Genomic DNA, 16,824 nt, shown 5'->3' on the forward strand with positions numbered 1-16,824 from the left:
TTGTGCCGTTATACGCCCGAGGCCGGTGATAAAACGAACGCCCCGGCGGCACTGTGCTGTGCCGCCGGGGCGTTCGGAGTACCGGAGTACGTGCAGAGGCAGCTTGCGCTTAGCGCTTGCTGTACTGCGGGGCCTTGCGGGCCTTCTTGAGACCGGCCTTCTTGCGCTCGACCGCACGGTCGTCGCGCTTGAGGAAGCCGGCCTTCTTCAGCGGGCCGCGGTTGTTGTCGACGTCGGCCTCGTTCAGCGCGCGGGCGACACCGAGACGGAGCGCACCGGCCTGACCGGAGACACCGCCACCGGCGATGCGGGCGACGACGTCGTAACGGCCCTCGAGCTCGAGAACCTTGAACGGCTCGTTGACTTCCTGCTGGTGCACCTTGTTCGGGAAGTAGTCCTCGAGGGTGCGACCGTTGATCTTCCACTTGCCGGTGCCCGGAACGATCCGGACGCGGGCGATGGCGTTCTTGCGGCGGCCCAGGCCGGCGGCCGGCTGGGGCTCACCGAAGCGCGAGGCGAGGGACTCGGAGGTGTATTCACCCTCCACCGGAACCTCGGACTCGGTGGTGTAGCTGTCGATGTCAAGCTCTTCGAGCGGCTGCTCGGCAGTGGTCTCGGCCACGATTCTCCTCAGATTCTCTTCAGGCTTAGGGGGTGGCCGGACTTACTGCGCGACCTGGGTGATCTCGTACGGCTGCGGCTGCTGCGCGCCGTGCGGGTGCTGGTCACCCTTGTAGACCTTCAGCTTCGAGAGCATCTGACGGCCCAGCGTGTTCTTGGGGAGCATGCCCTTGACGGCCTTCTCGATCGCCTTCTCAGGGTTCTTGTCGAGGAGCTCGTCGTAACGGACGGAGCGCAGACCACCCGGGTAGCCGGAGTGGCGGTACGCCATCTTCTGGGTCCGCTTGTTGCCAGAGAGGTGCACCTTGTCGGCGTTGATGATGATGACGAAGTCACCGGTGTCGACGTGGGGCGCGTAGATCGGCTTGTGCTTGCCCCGCAGGATGGAGGCGGCGGTGCTGGCGAGACGACCCAGGACGACGTCCTGAGCGTCAATGACGTGCCACTGGCGCGTCACATCGCCGGGCTTGGGGCTGTACGTACGCACGGTTCGTAGCCTTCGCTTCGAGTGAATGGTCCTGAACAGGTCACCGAAACGATCACGACAGCCTGGACCGCACTGCGGCGACGCATACCGCGTACGTGGGGTCGCTGGTCATCGGCCCGGTGGACCGGTGTAAGGGCCCGTCCCGTGAGAATGAGCAAGCCAATACACAACGAACATGCAGGATACCTGCGGCGCCTCGGCCGGGTCAAAATGGCGTGACGACGACTGCCCCGCTGTCCGCCGACCAGGATAAACGCCCCGGCGGTGAGTCGGCACCGGAAGCCGTCCCCGGCACTGGGAGCACCTGGGCCGGACGCGCTGCGCGCGATGCACGGCGCGCTCGACGCGACACCGGCGCTCACTCCCCCGCCCCGGGCGCCTCTGGTGCCGCCCGCGGCCACGTCTCGGCCGACCGGGTCGGGGCCGGGGCCGATGGGGCGGAGCCCCTGGAGGACGGGACGGGCAGGGGCGGCGGGTGCGCGGAAGCACCTCGCCGGCAGCGGGCGGCCAGTGTCACCGCCGTCGCACACAGCGTCACCGCGTCCCGGAACGCCCGCCGCTGCACCGTCTCCAGATACGGCCAGCTCACACCGGGCAGCTGCGGCACCAGCGCCAGCCAGAACCACGGCCCCCGAGCCACCGTCCCCGCACACGGCAACCCCGCCACCAGCAAGGGCACGACAACCAGCAGATAGTGGTCGTAGGACGGCCTGGCCACCAGGAACGCCGAGAGCATCACCATCGCCGCCGTCTCCGCGAGCCGCACCGCCCCACCGTCCCCCCGTCGCCACCGCCACCACGCACACCCCACCCCCACCCCGGCCAGCACCATCCCGATCGCCCCGGCGAGCACCCCCGGCACCCCCACCCGCGGCAGCACCGCACCGGGCGACGCCTCATATAGCCGTACGAACCCGTCGTCCCCGCTCAGCAGAAACGGCAGGGTCCGCGTGAAGAACCCCGCCGGATCCGGCAGCAGCAACGCCGCCCCCGCCGACGCCACCACCGGCACCCCGACCAGCGCCCCCAACCCCCGCCACCGCCCCGCGAACACGAACACCAACGCCGCCGGCGCCAGCAGCGGCTTCAGCGCCACCGCCGCCCCGATCACCGCACCCGCCGCCACCCACCGCCCCCGCCCGGCCAGCAGCAACCCCAGCGGAAGAGCCAGGGCCGCCGTCGCCGTCCAGTTCCCCAACTGGACGAGGTGGGCGAACGGCGCGAACCCGGCCGCGAGCCCGAGCAGCCCGAGCGCGGCGAAGCGACTGCGCAGCGGGACGCCGTAGAGACGTAGAGCACACATCCAGCCCCCGACCAGACACCCGGTCACCGCCAACGGCACCAGCACGCACAGCACACCGCGCGGCAGCAGCACCTGAGGCGCCGCCGCCAGCACCGCGCCCGGCAAATAGAGGAAGTGGGAGTCGTCATACGGCGAACCCCCGGCCCACCACACCCGCGCCGCCCGCACGACGATGGCGTTGTCCATCCCTCCGTCCGAGGTCACCCGGGCCGTACGCACCACAAGGGCGGCCAGCACCACCCCGAGCGCCCCCCACAGATGCCACGTCGCCCGTCGTACCAACCACCCGGAGATGTCGCTTTTGCGCTCGCTCATCGTGTGAACGCTAGGTGCGGGTGCGCCTCTTGGGGCGGACCGGCACACCCTCGGTCCGTCTAAGATGCGCCCCATGAGCTACGGGCAGCAGGGGGGACCCCAGTCCCAGTGGGATCCCTGGACACCGCATTCCCAGCAGCCGTGGAACAGCGGCACCGACGAGACGCCGGACTGGGCCGCACTCGCGGAGGCGTCCGAGACGCGCAACAAACGGCGCCGGCTGCTCTTCATCGGCGGCGGCGCGCTGGCCACCGTCGCCATCGGTGCCGCGGTCGCCGTGGCCGTGGTGTCGGCGAACGACGGCAACCCGGCCGCGAACAAGCCGGCTTCCGGCGTCCCGGGCAGCTCAGGCCTGCCGACCCAGACCACCGCCCCGTCGTTCGCGTCGACGAGCGCTCCGCCGCCGCTGGACCCGAAGGACTTCGTCTCCAGCAAGAGCAAGGACACCGCCCCGCTCAGCGCGGAGAGCCTCTTCCCGGGCACCCAGCTGACCGTGGGCAGTGACACGGTGTACAAGAAGGGCGCGACGGACGACACGAAGAACTGCTCCGCGGCCACCAAGGGCGGCCTGCCGAAGATCCTCACCGACAACAAGTGCACCAGCTTCATGCGCGTCTCGTACGTGAAGGACGGCGTCGCGGTGACGGTCGGCGTGGCGGTCTTCGACAACGCGGCGCAGGCCACCAAGGTCAAGGGCAAGGTCAACACCAAGAAGGACATCATCAGGTCGCTGTCCGGCAAGGGCATCAAGGACTTCTGCACGACCTCGATCTGCCTGTCGACCGCCAACTCCTACGGCCGTTACGCCTACTTCACCATCACCGGCTTCACCAGCGGCAAGAACATGACGGACAAGGACACGGACGCCTTCCAGGTCGGCGAGACCCTGGAGGACTTCGCCTTCCGTCAGATCCGCAGGCGCGGCGAGATCCAGGCGTCGGCAGCGGCCGGCGAGTAACGCCCGGCCTCACCGCGGTCCCCCGCCCCCGGGCGGGGGACAATCTCCTCACGAACGCGTCGGGGAGGGGCGGGGGCTGTGCGGATGCGAGGCCGGATCGGGCTGCTCGGTGCGGCAGCGGGTGCCGCGCTGCTGGCGCCGCTGGGCCTGTGGGCCTGGCGGGAGGAGACGGACGGGGAGCCGGGCGGGACCACGCTCGTGCCCACCGATCTGCGGACCCGGGACCCGAGGGCGACGGTCGCCGCACGCCGGGTGTACGCCCTGCTGGCGGGCCTGGAGAACGACGCCCGCCGCGGCCGCCCGAGCCGCACGGTGATCGGGCAGCACGTCGAGCTGCACAACGAGCGGTACAACCCCGAGTACGGCGACTACCGGGGCGTGAAACAGCCGGGCTACTACTACCGCAAGGCCCGGGACATCACCGGCCGGCTGCCCGGCTTCGTGGAACTGGACCTCGGGCCGGGCTACGACCGTCCTGGCTGGGCGGTGGGCCAGTCCCGCTCCTACTCCCGCGCCTGGCCGAGCTGCCGGCCGCAGTGGGGGTACACCGAGGACGCGGTGGATCTGGCGGTCGGCGTGTGGGCGGGTCTGCCCCGGCCGGCCGACGGCTCGTACCGCCCCACCGGCGGGCACACGGACTGCGCCGACGGCGCCGAGGTCTCCCTGCCGCGGGGCGACGGCGGCCCGGCGGGCATCGTCGGCTTCTCCTTCCACCAGCCCTACCCGGGCAGCCCCGTCAAGGGCTTCGCGCAGACGCTGCACCGCAACTCGCCCGGCGCCCGGGAAGCGGACTGGTTCGCCCGGGTGGTCACCCCGGGCAGCACCGAGCACGGGCACCTGTTGCAGGACCTCGCCTTCCTCGCGGACCATCTCGGCTATCTCGCCGGCCGAGGTGTGCCGGTGCTGCTGCGCCCGTACCACGAGATGAACACGGCACCCGGCCGGGGCTTCTGGTGGGCGGGCCAGGACCCCGCCGCGTTCCGGAGGCTGTGGCGGCTGACCTACGACTACCTCGTGCACCGGCGCGGACTGCACAACCTGGTCTTCGTCTGGGCGCCGAACTCCTGGGAGGGGACGTACGCCCGAGAGCCACGGGACTACTACCCGGGCGGCCGCTACGTCGATGTCGTGGGCGTCGACGACTACAGCGACACCCCCGCCGAGCCTTTCGGCACGGGCGCCTGGACGGAGGTCTGGTACCGGGGCCTGGAGCCGTACCGCAAGCCCCGCGTCCTCGCCGAGTCCTTCCATGTGCCGCTCAACTCCGCCCGCCCCGACACCCTGACCAGCACGCCGTGGGTGCTGTGGACGGTATGGGGCCAGGCACTGTCGTACGACAACCTCAGCGAGCCTCGGCGCAAGAACAGCGACAGCGATGTGAAGCGGACATACGGATCACCGATGGTGATAACGGCCGGTGACTTCGTTAACATTTGAACACACCTTTCTCACATCCGTTCCAATGTCCGACACATATATGCAAGGATCGGCCATCTGTTCGGCCTGTTGTTTGGGCGCCTGGGGGGGCATCTGAGCGGCGACAGGGCCGAAGCGCCAATGAAGGCGTTGGGGGGCAGAAGCCCGAAGTAGACGTGCCGTGGTGCGCTGTGCGTGCCAGGGCCGAGATCTGTTGCTGCCTCAACGCACCACCGATCTCACAGGAGTTCCGCAGTCGTCATGGCATCGACACTGGTCGAGGGGGGCGTGCCGCATTCGCGGCACCATCAGAAACTCGCGAAGCGCACAGCGGCCTGGAAACCGGGAATCCTCCCGTTCCTGCTGCCGTTCATTCTGCTGGTCGCGTTCGGACTCTGGAGCTACCGGCCCAGCTCGTCCCTGATGAGCTGGATCCTGACCGTCGTCTGGTCCCTGCCGGTGGCCGGTGTGCTGGTCGGCATCCAGGGAGCCCTGCTGATCCGCCGACGGGTCCGCAAGAGCGACCGGATGACCCCGCCGGCACCGGCCGAACAGGACTTCCTGATCGTCCTGTGCCCGACCATCGGACGGCACGACACCTACCCGGCCCTGGAGCGCTCGGTCCTCAGCTACGTCGAGCACCTGCCGGAGTGGTTCCCGTACATGCGGGTCGACATCCTCACCGAGGAGGGCTGCGAGGCGACGGAGGCCATCGACCGGCTCGCCGACTCCCACCCGCTGATCCGGGTCGTCACCGTCCCCAAGGACTACGTCCCGGCCAACGGCACCCGCTTCAAGGCCCGCGCCAACCACTACGCCCACGAGCTGCGCATCGAGGAGGGCGAGGCCCTCGACTACGTGTGGGTGCTGCACATGGACGACGACACCGGCGTCGGCCCCGACACCGCGTCCTCGCTCGCCCAGTTCATCAACCGCCAGCGCCGTGCCCACCCCGACGACGCCAAGCACATGGCGCAGGGCATCCTCACGTACCCCCGTGAGAACGCGGTCAACATGTTCACCTGGCTCGCGGACGCCGTGCGCCCCGCCGACGACATCGCCCGCTTCCGCGCGCTGACCGGCATGGGCACTCCGGCCGCCGGCGTGCACGGTGAGCTGCTGGTGCTGCGGGCGTCCATCGAGGCCGAGATCGGCTGGGACTTCGGCCCCAAGGAGATCGTCGAGGACGCACGTCTCGCCCTGACCTTCTGCCGCAAGTACCCGGGCCGCAGCGACTGGTTCAACGGCCGCTGCTACGGCGCCTCCCCCGCCAGCGCCGCCGACTTCGTCAAGCAGCGCGACCGCTGGGCCTGGGGCCTGGTGGCGCTCTGCTTCAACCGGGCCGTGCCCCTGCGCTACCGCTGGTTCCTGTCGATCTGCGTGACCACCTGGATCCTCGGCCCGCTGCAGCACATCGGCGCCGTACTGCTCGTCGGCTGGCTCATCAACGACATGAACACCTCGCCGGTGACCCAGTCCATCGTGCTCCTGTGGGCGCTCAACTTCGCCTACGTCATCTGGACCTACTGGGAGGGTCTGCGGCTGAACGCGCTCGCGTCGGTCAGCGGGCGGCGCAAGTGGTGGGAGCCGATCGTGGTGGTCGCGCTGATCCCCGTCTTCTCCGTGCTGGAAGGACTCGGCGGCTTCAAGGGCTTCCTGAAGTTCGTCCGGCGTGAGGAGAACAAGTTCGTCGTGATCGCCAAGCCCGCCTGACCACCCGGAAGACCACTGACATGCGTTCACGACTGCCTTTGCTTGCCATTTTCCCGGTGACCGTCCTCACCGTCGTGCTGGGCACGCCCTTCGTCCTCGGCGACCACCCGGTGCGCTGGGAGTCGGGCTCGGCCCTGCCCAGGATCGTCATCGGCGACTCCGCGGACTCCGCCGACCCGGCCGGCGGCACCGACGGCACCAAGTCCACACCCTCCGAGTCCTCGTCCTCCCCCGCCGACACCCTCCAGGTCGCCCGGCCCTGGAAGAAGGGCATGGCGCAGTGGGGCGTACAGCTCTACTGGGAGGAGGAGAAGACCCAGCGCTCGGACTCGTTCATCGAGAAGCAGGCCGCCAAGCACGCCAAGTACCTCGTCGGCCTCGGCGCGAACTCGGTGGCCCTCTCCTTCCCGTTCTACATCGAGAGCGCCACCTCCAACGAGCTCACGGCCGGCGCCAAGACCCCGTCCCCCGAGCGCGTCCAGCGCGTGCTGAAGGTGTTCAAGGACGCCGGTTTCCGCACCACGCTGCGCCCGATCATGGACGAGGGGAACCTGACCCAGGGGAACGGCTGGCGCGGCAACATCGAGCCCGGCTCCCGCTCCGCCTGGTTCGCCTCGTACAAGAAGCTCCTCACCCCGTATCTCAAGGCCGCCGACGAGACGAGGACGAACACCTTCGTCATCGGCACCGAGCTCAACTCCCTGGAGGGCGACCCGGGCTGGAACACCCTGGTCGACTCGGCCGAGAAGACCTTCTCCGGCGAGGTCTCCTACGACGCCAACTGGGACAACTACGTCTCCGGCCGCATCAACATGCCGGTCAACCACCTCGGCGTCGACGCCTACTTCCCGGTCAAGGTGGCGGACACCGCGCCCGTCGGGGACCTCGTCGAGGGCTGGAACGACTGGCTGGACCGCAAGGCCGCCGGCCCGCTGCCCAACATCCTCATCGCGGAGTCCGGCATCGGCGCCATGAACGGCGCCTACCACGCGCCCGGTGACTTCTACGCCCGGCGCACGGTCAACCAGAAGGTGCAGGCCAACTGGTACGAGGCGGTCTGTCAGGTCGTCCAGGAACGGAAGATGCAGGGCGTCTACTGGTGGTCGATCCACTTCGACGACGACCCGAACACCGCCCCCGACGACAAGACCGCCTCCCGGCTCGACTTCGCCGGACGTCCCCTCACCGAGAAGGCCATCAAGACCTGCTTCAGCTCTGACTACGCAGGCCCTGGCACCGACACCGCGAGCTGACCGAGCGAGGCAATCATGCAGGAAGCCATCATCCTCGTGGGCGGCAAGGGAACCCGCCTGCGACCTCTCACGAACCACACCCCGAAGCCGCTCCTCAACGTCGCGGGCTCCTCCTTCATCCGGCACCAGATAGCCAAGCTGATGGACGCCGGCGTCGAACACGTCGTCTTCGCCACCTCGTACCTGGCCGGGCTCTTCGAGGAGGAGTTCCGGGACTTCTCCCAGAACCTGGAGATCTCCTACGCCGTCGAGGAAGTGCCGCTCGGCACGGGCGGCGCGATCCGCAACGCCGGGCGCCTGCTGCGCGGCGACGCGGCGGACGCGCCGGTACTCGTCCTCAACGGCGACATCCTGTCCGGCGTCGACCTGCGCGCCCTCCTGGCCCGGCACGAGGCACGGGACGCGGAGGTGACGCTGCACCTCACCCGGGTCGCCGACCCGCGCGCCTTCGGCCTGGTCCCCACCGACGAGGCCGGAAGAGTGCTGTCCTTCCTGGAGAAGCCCAAGACGGCCGAGGAGATCGTCACCGACCAGATCAACGCCGGCTGCTACGTCTTCCGCCGCTCCGTCCTCGACGCCATCCCGGCCGACCGCGAGGTCTCCGTCGAGCAGGAGACCTTCCCTCAACTGGTCGCCGCGGGGCAGCACGTGTTCGGCCACACCACGGCCGAGTACTGGCGTGACCTCGGCACCCCGCTGGCCTTCGTGCACGGCTCCGCCGACCTGGTCACCGGCAAGGCGCCCTCGCCCCTCGTGGAGCGGCCGGCCGAGGCCCTGGTCCACCCCACGGCGGTCATCGACCCGACCGCCCGCGTCACGGGCGGCTCGACGGTCGGCCCGGACGCCGTCATCGGCGCGCACGTGGTCGTCGACCGCTCCATCATCGGCGCCAACGTCACGGTGGCCGAGGGCGCCCAGGTACGCGAGTCCGTGGTGGACCACGACTCCTCGATCGGCAGCGAATCGTTTCTCCGTGAAGCCGTGGTGGGCTGCCACTCCCATGTCGGCGCCCAGAACGAACTGCCGGCCCAGCTGAGGCTGTCGTGCGGCATCCGCATCCCCGCCCAGGGCGTGCGCGTCAGCGGTACAGCTGTCGCCTGCCCGACGGTCCACTGAAGTCGCCGGTCAGCCCGGACAGTTACTGGAGAACCGTGACCCGCCATCGTTCACAGGCCGCGAACGCGGAACGCCTGCGCAAGTACCGGCCGGACATTCAGGGCCTGCGTGCCGTCGCCATCATGATGGTCGTCAGCATGCACTGCGGCATACTCGACATCCACGGCGGCGTGGACGTCAGCTTCGTGCTCAGCGGCTTCCTCATCGGCAGCCAGCTCCTCGCCGAGATCGGCAAGACCGGCAAGGTCTCCCTGAGCAAGTTCTGGGCCCGCCGCTTCCGTCGTCTGGCGCCGGGCGCCGCCTTCACCATCGTGGTGGTGGGTGTCCTGTCCTGGCTCTACGCGAGCCCGTTCAGGTTCCGCGAGTACATGGACGACGGACTCGCCGCCTCGCTGAGCGTCATCAACTGGCGGCTGGCCGAGAACGGCACCGACTACTTCGCGAACGACGGCACCCAGTCCCCGTACCAGCACTTCTGGTCGCTCGGCATCGAGGAGCAGTTCTACCTCGCGGCCCCGATCGTGCTCGTCGTAGCGGCCTGGCTCAGCCGGGCGGTCTTCCGCAACCGCCTCCTGGTGGGCGTGGTCCTCATGGCGGTGGTGGGCGGCTCGTTCTACGTCGGCTACACCCAGACCACGACCAACCAGCCCCAGGCCTACTTCGGCACCCACGCCCGCATCTGGGAACTCACCATCGGCGTCCTGCTCGCCCTGTGGGCGCCCTTCCTCTCCCGCATGCCCCGGGGGCTCGCCGCGTTGGTCTCCTGGCTGGGCCTGGGCACCGCCCTCGTCACCGGACTCCTCATCACGGAACACACCCCGCTGCCGGGATACGCCGTAGCCGGCCCCGTGCTGGGCGCGTCGATGATCATCGCCGGCGGCTGCGCCAACCCCCGCTTCGGCGCCGAGAAGCTCCTCGACAACCCCGTCTTCGACTTCATCGGCAAGGTCAGCTACGGCTGGTACCTGTGGCACTGGCCCCTGCTGATCCTGTGGACCCACATGATCGACTGGGAGTTCGGCTACGCCGACCGATTCCGGGTGGCGGTCCTCTCCTTCCTCTGCGCCATCGCGATGCACTTCATCGTCGAGAAGCGGTTCAGGGAGAACGTGAAGCTGGTCGTCCGCCCCTGGCGCGGGATCCTCACCGGCGGCACCCTGACGGCCACCTCCGCCGTCGCCATGGTGGTCGCCCTCCAGGTACCGCTCAACCTCTCCATCGGCACCGCGGGAACCGCGGCCGCACTCACCGGATTCACCGGCACCGACTCCGTCGAGCAGGCGGTGCGCGAGAGGAGCGAGCCCAAGGTCAGCCAGAACACACTGCTGAAGTCCCCCGACGACCGGGGCGACCACGGCTGCATCGACCAGCTCCTGGTCACCAGCTTCACCCCGTACGACGAGTGCGTCATCGGAGACCCGACATCCGACCGAACGATGGTGCTGCTGGGCGACTCGCACGCCTACCAGTGGGGCAACGCCTTCGACGCCCTCGGCCGCGAGCTGAACGTCAAGGTCGTCACGGTCATCAAGAGCGGCTGCTCCCCGGAGGCCTACAAGATCACGCGCGAGGATCTCGGCCGTGAGTACACCGAGTGCCCCCAGTGGCGAAAGACCGCCCTCGCCTACATCAAGAAGCTCAAGCCGGACGTCATCGCGGTGGCCAACCGCGTCCAGTACACGACCGTACGGGAGGGCGCCGAGGACACGTTCAGGGCGCTCAAGGCCACGGGGGCGGAACTGGTCTACCTGACCGACACCCCCAAGCCGACCTTCAGCGTCCCGGACTGCCTGGCCGAGCAGTCCGACAACCCCGCCGAGTGCGCCCTCAGGGCCGAGACCGCCGTCGACCTCCCGGAGTTCCGCAAGCTGGAACGCGAGGTCGCCGAGGAGTACGGGGCCACGGTCATCAACACGCTCCCCGCCTTCTGCGCCGACGGCTACTGCCCGGCGGTGATCGGCGGGCACGTCGTCTACTGGGACAACAGCCACATGACCGGCGGCTACGCCGAGTCCCTGGTGCCGTTCCTGGAGCCGGCCTTCAAGCAGGCCCTGGCCGGCTGACAGCACACCCCCGTTGCCCGGGCCCGGCTCAACAACAGCCGGCCCCGGGCAACGACCGCTTGTTCCGCGCCTCCTTGCTCCGCGCGGCCAGCAACTCGTCGGCCGGATAGCCCACTTCTTCGAGCGTGAGCCCATGGGGCCGTACGACATGCACGGCCGAGTCCCTGACCCCGGCGGCGAGCACCTTGCCCGGCCAGTCCGCCGGCCGATGCCCATCCCCCACGAACAACAACGCCCCGATGAGCGACCGCACCATGTTGTGGCAGAAGGCGTCGGCACGCACGGTGGCGGTGACGATCCCGTCGTCCCCCCGCACCAGACTCAGCTCCTGCAACGTCCGGATGGTCGTGGCCCCCTCCCGCTTCTTGCAGTACGCGGCGAAGTCATGCTCACCGAGCAGGCGTCCGGCGGCCTCGTTCATGGCATCGACGTCCAGCGGCCAGTCGTGCCAGAGGACATGACTGCGCAGCAGCGGATCGACGCCCCCGGGATTGTCGGTGACGCGATACGCGTAACGCCGCCACACGGCCGAGAACCGCGCGTTGAACCCGCTCGGCGCCTCCCTCAGCGCCCACACCCGCACATCCTTGGGCAGCCGCCCGGCCAGCCGCTTGAGCAGCTTCTCGTGATGCTCACGCCACACCGCCTCCGGCAGATCGACATGCGCGACCTGCCCCCGCGCATGCACCCCGGCATCGGTTCGCCCGGCCACGGTCAGTTCGTACGTGGTGCTACCCGACCGCGTGACGGTCCGCAGCGCATCCTCGATCTCCCCCTGCACGGTCCGCCGCCCACCGGCCTGCTTGGCCCACCCGGAGAACTCGGTCCCGTCGTAGGACAGATCAAGACGGATACGAACATGCCCGGCCGCTACTTCATCACTCACACAGAGATCCTCTCAGGAACACAAAAGCGGGCCCGCTCCTGGAAGGAACGGGCCCGCAAACGCCCCTAGGGGCTCGGGGAACTGCGCGACCAGCCACGACGGCGCCGCAGCCGCAATCGAACAGCCCCCGGCAGAACGCTTAGGCGTCCTTCGACTCCTCGGCAGCAGCCTCGTCGTCGGCCTTGGTCGTGTCGACCTTGGCCTCGGCAACCTCGGCAACCTCGGCGTCCTTGGCGGCACGCTTGGTGGCGGCCTCGGCCTCACCCGTGGCCTCCTGCGCGACCGTCAGCGCCTCGACCAGCTCGATGACAGCCATGGGCGCGTTGTCGCCACGACGGTTACCGATCTTGGTGATCCGGGTGTAGCCACCGGGACGGTTCTCGTACCGCGGGCCGATCTCGGTGAAGAGCGTGTGGACGACGCTCTTGTCCGTGATGACCTGGAGCACCTGACGGCGGTTGTGAAGGTCGCCCTTCTTCGCCTTGGTCACCAGACGCTCGGCGTACGGCCGCAGACGACGGGCCTTCGCCTCGGTGGTGGTGATACGGCCGTGCTCGAACAGCGCCTTCGCGAGGTTCGCGAGGAGCAGCTTCTCGTGCGCGGCACTGCCGCCCAGACGGGCACCCTTGGCGGGCTTCGGCATGGTGTTTCTCCTAGGTGTCTGCCCCGGCCGTGTCAGGTACCGGAGTCAGTATCTGAGCAGGCGGTCGCCTGTCAGAGATCCGAGCAGGCCCCGAGGGGCCGCTCGGAATGGGGCGCGGGGAACTGCGCGATCAAGCACAGCGCACCCGCACCCAAGTACGGACCGTAGGGCCCGAGCTCTTAGTACTGCTCGGTCTCCACGAAGCCCGCGTCCGCGTCGTCGTCGGCGCCGAAGGCGTCCGCGGCGGCGGTCGGGTCGAATCCGGGCGGGCTGTCCTTGAGGGCCAGGCCCATGCCGGCCAGCTTCGCCTTGACCTCGTCGATCGACTTCGCACCGAAGTTACGAATGTCGAGGAGGTCGGCCTCGGAGCGCGCCACGAGCTCACCCACGGAGTGGATGCCCTCACGCTTGAGGCAGTTGTACGACCGAACGGTGAGCTCCAGCTCCTCGATCGGCAGCGCCAGATCGGCGGCGAGGGCGGCGTCCGTCGGGGACGGACCCATGTCGATGCCCTCGGCGTCGATGTTCAGCTCACGGGCGAGACCGAACAGCTCGACCAGCGTCTTACCGGCCGACGCCATGGCGTCACGCGGACGCATCGCCTGCTTGGTCTCGACGTCGACGATCAGCTTGTCGAAGTCGGTGCGCTGCTCGACACGCGTGGCCTCGACCTTGTACGTGACCTTCAGCACCGGCGAGTAGATCGAGTCGACCGGGATACGCCCGATCTCCTGACCGACCTGCTTGTTCTGAACAGCCGAAACGTAACCACGGCCGCGCTCGACCGTGAGCTCCATCTCCAGCTTGCCCTTGCCGTTGAGCGTGGCGAGGACGAGGTCGGGGTTGTGCACCTCGACACCGGCCGGGGGCGCGATGTCGGCGGCGGTGACCAGACCCGGGCCCTGCTTGCGCAGGTACATCACGACGGGCTCGTCGTGCTCCGAGGAGACGACCAGCTGCTTGATGTTGAGGATCAGGTCGGTGACGTCCTCCTTGACGCCCGGCACGGTGGTGAACTCGTGCAGCACGCCGTCGATGCGGATGGACGTGACCGCCGCACCCGGGATCGAGGACAGGAGGGTCCGGCGGAGGGAGTTTCCGAGGGTGTAACCGAAGCCCGGCTCCAGCGGCTCGATCACGAACCGGGAGCGGAACTCGTCGACGACCTCTTCGGTCAACGAGGGACGCTGAGCGATCAGCATGTGTGGATCAGATCCTTCTCTCGTGGACGCCCGCTATTTGACGCCCGACGGAAACCGCACCTGTGAGAAGTGCGGGTACTGCAAGGGTACGGGCGATACGGCCCCTTTACGGTGCCGTACCGCCCGGCTGTTACATGTGGGGGACAACCCCCACACCCCCGGCCGAAAAGCCCGGAGGCGCAGCAAGCCCTTGAAGCGCCGGTGTCAGACGCGACGACGCTTCGGCGGGCGGCAGCCGTTGTGCGGGGTCGGGGTGACGTCCTGGATGGAGCCGACCTCGAGGCCCGTGGCCTGGAGCGAACGGATCGCGGTCTCACGACCGGAACCCGGACCCTTCACGAACACGTCGACCTTGCGCATGCCGTGCTCCTGGGCGCGGCGGGCAGCCGACTCGGCGGCCATCTGCGCGGCGAACGGCGTGGACTTCCGGGAGCCCTTGAAGCCGACGTGGCCGGCGGAGGCCCAGGAGATCACGTTGCCGGACGGATCCGTGATGGAGACGATCGTGTTGTTGAACGTGCTCTTGATGTGCGCGTGGCCGTGAGCGACGTTCTTCTTTTCCTTGCGGCGCACCTTCTTGGCAGCGCCCTGACGACCCTTGGGGGGCATCTACAAACTCCTACGGGGAGGTGGTCGGTCCTACAGCGAAGACCGCTGATGAAGCGTTGTCCGCTGAGGACTACTTCTTGCCCGGCTTCTTCTTGCCGGCGATGGCGCGACGCGGGCCCTTGCGGGTACGGGCGTTCGTGCTGGTGCGCTGACCGCGGACGGGCAGGCCGCGACGGTGACGCAGACCCTGGTAGCAACCGATCTCGACCTTGCGGCGGATGTCGGCCTGGATCTCACGACGGAGGTCACCCTCGGTCCTGATGTTGTTGTCCACGTACTCGCGGATCGCGACGAGCTGCTCCTCGGAGAGGTCGCGAACGCGGGTGTTCGGGTCGACGCCGGTGGCGGCCAGCGTCTGCTGCGAAAGGGTCCGGCCGATGCCGAACACGTAGGTGAGGGCAACCTCCACGCGCTTGTCGCGCGGGATGTCAACACCGGAAACGCGTGCCATTCAATGGCTCCTGGTGATCTTCGGAGGTCTTCCGCAGAACCGACTCCCAGCCGCCGTACGAGGTACGAACTGAGTCCCCGGCCTCCGAACCGGGGGTGTCAGGCGAACGATCGTTCTCCTGGGTTCTGCGTATGAACATATTCAGCTTGCGTCGCGCGAATCTCTGCGATGGATGCAGAGGGATCGGTCGTGCGTCAGCCCTGGCGCTGCTTGTGGCGCGGGTTCTCGCAGATGACCATGACCCGACCGTGACGGCGGATCACCCTGCACTTGTCGCAGATCTTCTTGACGCTCGGCTTGACCTTCATTGGGTGAGGTTCTCCGGGTCAGTGCCATCGCCCAGGGAGGTCCCGGGGCGCGGGCAAGATCTACTTGTACCGGTAGACGATCCGGCCACGCGTCAGGTCGTACGGAGACAGCTCCACCACGACCCGGTCGTCAGGGAGGATGCGGATGTAGTGCATACGCATCTTGCCGCTGATGTGTGCCAGGACCTGGTGGCCGTTCTGGAGCTCGACCTTGAACATGGCGTTCGGCAGAGACTCGACGACAGTGCCCTCGATCTCGATGGCACCTTGCTTCTTGGCCACGCTTCGCCCTTCGAATCGACTACCTTGATCGACTCCCCTGCGTTCCCTTACGGGCGCATGCGGACATGCGGGTGCACGAGAGCCGACGAGTCAGTCTACGTCAGCACACCCTGAAAGACGAATCGAGAGATCCTGCCCCGACGGGCAGATCATTAAGCGCCGGGAAAGGCGACGCAGAAGGGGGCGCGGGGAACCGCGCGACGAGCCACGACGCGGCGGCAGCCGCAATACGGCAGGGCCACCCTCCCCGTAGGCGAACTCAGCCCAGGGGATCCGGTGCCGCAACGATCCCCAGCTCCGCCAGCTTCGCCTTGCCCCCGTCGGGAGACGTAAGCACCAGCGGCCCCTCCTCCGTGAGCGCCACCGAGTGCTCCCAGTGGGACGACCACGTGCCGTCGGTCGTGATCACCGTCCAGTCGTCAGAGAGCACCTCGGTCTTGGGCGTCCCCAGCGAGACCATCGGCTCGATCGCGAGGCAGAACCCGGGCACCAGCTTCGGCCCCTTCCCCCGTCGCCGGTCGACGTAGTTCAGCAGATGCGGGTCCATGTGCATCTCGGTACCGATGCCATGACCGCCGTAGTCCTCGACGATCCCGTACTTGCCGCCACCCGGCTTCGGCTGCCGGCGGATGTACGTCTCGATGGCACGGGAGACGTCGACGAGCCGGTTCCCCTGCTTCATCGCCGCGATGCCGGCCCACATCGACTCCTCGGTCACCCGGGAGAGCTCGACCAGCTCCGGGGCGTGGCCGGAGCCCACGAAGGCGGTGTACGCGGCGTCGCCGTGCCAGCCGTCGATGATGGCGCCGCAGTCGATGGAGATGATGTCCCCGTCCTTGAGGACGACGTCCTCGGACGGGATGCCGTGGACGACGACGTCGTTCACGGAGGTGCAGATCGTCGCGGGGAACCCGCCGTAGCCGAGGAAGTTCGACTTCGCACCGTGCTCGGCGAGCACCTTGCGCGCGACCTCGTCCAGGTCCTTGGTGCTGGCCCCGGGTACGGCGGCCTCGCGCGTGGCCGCGTGAATGGCGGCGACGACCAGCCCCGCCTCACGCATCTTGGCGATCTGCTCGGGGGACTTGATCTGCACCATGGGGACGGGCGCCTTTCGTGGGCCGGATAGAGGGGACTGTGTCAACCATAAGGGCGGAGCCTGCGCGCCCCACCCCACGCAGCAGCCGCGGCCCCCTCAAAG

Annotated in this window: 17 protein-coding genes; 6 read left to right on the forward strand and 11 right to left on the reverse strand. The window is 68.5% G+C overall.

Features of this window, described 5'->3' with window-relative positions; translation table 11 throughout:
* Positions 1-109 precede the first annotated feature (109 nt).
* From rpsI to ACZ4UU_RS20730, 3 genes are all read right to left on the reverse strand, one after another.
* Complete coding sequence (gene rpsI, locus ACZ4UU_RS20720) at positions 110-622, reverse strand: 30S ribosomal protein S9 (protein WP_019754544.1); 513 nt, start codon at positions 620-622, stop codon at positions 110-112.
* A 42-nt stretch (positions 623-664) separates the two neighbouring features.
* Positions 665-1,108 carry a 50S ribosomal protein L13 gene (rplM, locus tag ACZ4UU_RS20725; RefSeq protein WP_030046395.1) on the reverse strand — a complete coding sequence of 148 codons (444 nt, stop codon included), beginning with the start codon at positions 1,106-1,108 and terminating at the stop codon, positions 665-667.
* A 358-nt stretch (positions 1,109-1,466) separates the two neighbouring features.
* Positions 1,467-2,726, reverse strand: a complete 1,260-nt coding sequence (locus ACZ4UU_RS20730) for a glycosyltransferase family 87 protein (RefSeq protein ID WP_471904861.1) — start codon at positions 2,724-2,726, stop codon at positions 1,467-1,469.
* A 73-nt stretch (positions 2,727-2,799) separates the two neighbouring features.
* On the opposite strand from ACZ4UU_RS20730, the gene ACZ4UU_RS20735 reads away from it, so the two are divergent.
* The 6 genes from ACZ4UU_RS20735 (at position 2,800) to ACZ4UU_RS20760 (ending at position 11,245) form a co-directional block, all read left to right on the forward strand.
* On the forward strand, positions 2,800-3,684 hold the full coding sequence (locus tag ACZ4UU_RS20735; protein ID WP_471904862.1) for a hypothetical protein: 885 nt from the start codon (positions 2,800-2,802) through the stop codon (positions 3,682-3,684).
* 84 nt (positions 3,685-3,768) lie between these two features.
* On the forward strand, positions 3,769-5,121 hold the full coding sequence (locus ACZ4UU_RS20740; RefSeq protein ID WP_471905094.1) for a glycoside hydrolase family 26 protein: 1,353 nt from the start codon (positions 3,769-3,771) through the stop codon (positions 5,119-5,121).
* 240 nt (positions 5,122-5,361) lie between these two features.
* Positions 5,362-6,813, forward strand: coding sequence for a glycosyltransferase family 2 protein (locus ACZ4UU_RS20745; RefSeq protein WP_471904863.1), 1,452 nt, complete (start codon positions 5,362-5,364; stop codon positions 6,811-6,813).
* Between the two features lie 56 nt (positions 6,814-6,869).
* Positions 6,870-8,066 carry a glycoside hydrolase family 113 gene (locus ACZ4UU_RS20750; protein ID WP_471904864.1) on the forward strand — a complete coding sequence of 399 codons (1,197 nt, stop codon included), beginning with the start codon at positions 6,870-6,872 and terminating at the stop codon, positions 8,064-8,066.
* A gap of 15 nt (positions 8,067-8,081) precedes the next feature.
* The gene (gene manB, locus ACZ4UU_RS20755; RefSeq protein WP_471904865.1) at positions 8,082-9,182 is read left to right on the forward strand and encodes a mannose-1-phosphate guanylyltransferase; all 1,101 of its coding nucleotides are present in this window, start codon (positions 8,082-8,084) and stop codon (positions 9,180-9,182) included.
* Between the two features lie 35 nt (positions 9,183-9,217).
* Positions 9,218-11,245 (forward strand): acyltransferase family protein, encoded by a 2,028-nt coding sequence (locus ACZ4UU_RS20760; RefSeq protein WP_471904866.1) that lies wholly within the window; start codon positions 9,218-9,220, stop codon positions 11,243-11,245.
* 28 nt (positions 11,246-11,273) lie between these two features.
* On the opposite strand, the gene truA is transcribed toward ACZ4UU_RS20760, so the two are convergent.
* From truA to map, 8 genes are all read right to left on the reverse strand, one after another.
* Entirely contained in the window at positions 11,274-12,131 is an 858-nt protein-coding gene (gene truA, locus ACZ4UU_RS20765; RefSeq protein WP_471904867.1) for a tRNA pseudouridine(38-40) synthase TruA, read from the reverse strand.
* 139 nt (positions 12,132-12,270) lie between these two features.
* Entirely contained in the window at positions 12,271-12,774 is a 504-nt protein-coding gene (gene rplQ, locus ACZ4UU_RS20770) for a 50S ribosomal protein L17 (RefSeq protein WP_471904868.1), read from the reverse strand.
* Between the two features lie 179 nt (positions 12,775-12,953).
* Positions 12,954-13,976, reverse strand: a complete 1,023-nt coding sequence (locus tag ACZ4UU_RS20775) for a DNA-directed RNA polymerase subunit alpha (protein WP_003966937.1) — start codon at positions 13,974-13,976, stop codon at positions 12,954-12,956.
* Positions 13,977-14,180: 204 nt separating this feature from the next.
* Complete coding sequence (rpsK, locus tag ACZ4UU_RS20780; RefSeq protein ID WP_003956432.1) at positions 14,181-14,585, reverse strand: 30S ribosomal protein S11; 405 nt, start codon at positions 14,583-14,585, stop codon at positions 14,181-14,183.
* Positions 14,586-14,655: 70 nt separating this feature from the next.
* Positions 14,656-15,036 carry a 30S ribosomal protein S13 gene (gene rpsM / locus ACZ4UU_RS20785; RefSeq protein ID WP_019753104.1) on the reverse strand — a complete coding sequence of 127 codons (381 nt, stop codon included), beginning with the start codon at positions 15,034-15,036 and terminating at the stop codon, positions 14,656-14,658.
* Between the two features lie 194 nt (positions 15,037-15,230).
* Entirely contained in the window at positions 15,231-15,344 is a 114-nt protein-coding gene (rpmJ, locus tag ACZ4UU_RS20790; protein WP_003998809.1) for a 50S ribosomal protein L36, read from the reverse strand.
* A gap of 60 nt (positions 15,345-15,404) precedes the next feature.
* Complete coding sequence (gene infA / locus ACZ4UU_RS20795) at positions 15,405-15,626, reverse strand: translation initiation factor IF-1 (protein WP_003948620.1); 222 nt, start codon at positions 15,624-15,626, stop codon at positions 15,405-15,407.
* Positions 15,627-15,885: 259 nt separating this feature from the next.
* Positions 15,886-16,722: a type I methionyl aminopeptidase gene (map, locus tag ACZ4UU_RS20800; RefSeq protein ID WP_471904869.1), complete on the reverse strand. Its 837-nt coding sequence runs from the start codon at positions 16,720-16,722 to the stop codon at positions 15,886-15,888.
* Positions 16,723-16,824: the final 102 nt, after the last annotated feature.

Source organism: Streptomyces sp. NPDC028907, assembly GCF_055564995.1.

Coding starts and splice junctions, on each gene's coding strand:
- ACZ4UU_RS20730 (WP_471904861.1), bottom strand. CDS start 2,726: ATGAGCGAGCGCAAAAGCGACATCTCCGGGTGGTTGGTACGACGGGCG.
- ACZ4UU_RS20735 (WP_471904862.1), top strand. CDS start 2,800: ATGAGCTACGGGCAGCAGGGGGGACCCCAGTCCCAGTGGGATCCCTGG.
- ACZ4UU_RS20740 (WP_471905094.1), top strand. CDS start 3,769: ATGCGAGGCCGGATCGGGCTGCTCGGTGCGGCAGCGGGTGCCGCGCTG.
- ACZ4UU_RS20745 (WP_471904863.1), top strand. CDS start 5,362: ATGGCATCGACACTGGTCGAGGGGGGCGTGCCGCATTCGCGGCACCAT.
- manB (WP_471904865.1), top strand. CDS start 8,082: ATGCAGGAAGCCATCATCCTCGTGGGCGGCAAGGGAACCCGCCTGCGA.
- rplQ (WP_471904868.1), bottom strand. CDS start 12,774: ATGCCGAAGCCCGCCAAGGGTGCCCGTCTGGGCGGCAGTGCCGCGCAC.
- ACZ4UU_RS20775 (WP_003966937.1), bottom strand. CDS start 13,976: ATGCTGATCGCTCAGCGTCCCTCGTTGACCGAAGAGGTCGTCGACGAG.
- rpsK (WP_003956432.1), bottom strand. CDS start 14,585: ATGCCCCCCAAGGGTCGTCAGGGCGCTGCCAAGAAGGTGCGCCGCAAG.
- rpsM (WP_019753104.1), bottom strand. CDS start 15,036: ATGGCACGCGTTTCCGGTGTTGACATCCCGCGCGACAAGCGCGTGGAG.
- rpmJ (WP_003998809.1), bottom strand. CDS start 15,344: ATGAAGGTCAAGCCGAGCGTCAAGAAGATCTGCGACAAGTGCAGGGTG.
- map (WP_471904869.1), bottom strand. CDS start 16,722: ATGGTGCAGATCAAGTCCCCCGAGCAGATCGCCAAGATGCGTGAGGCG.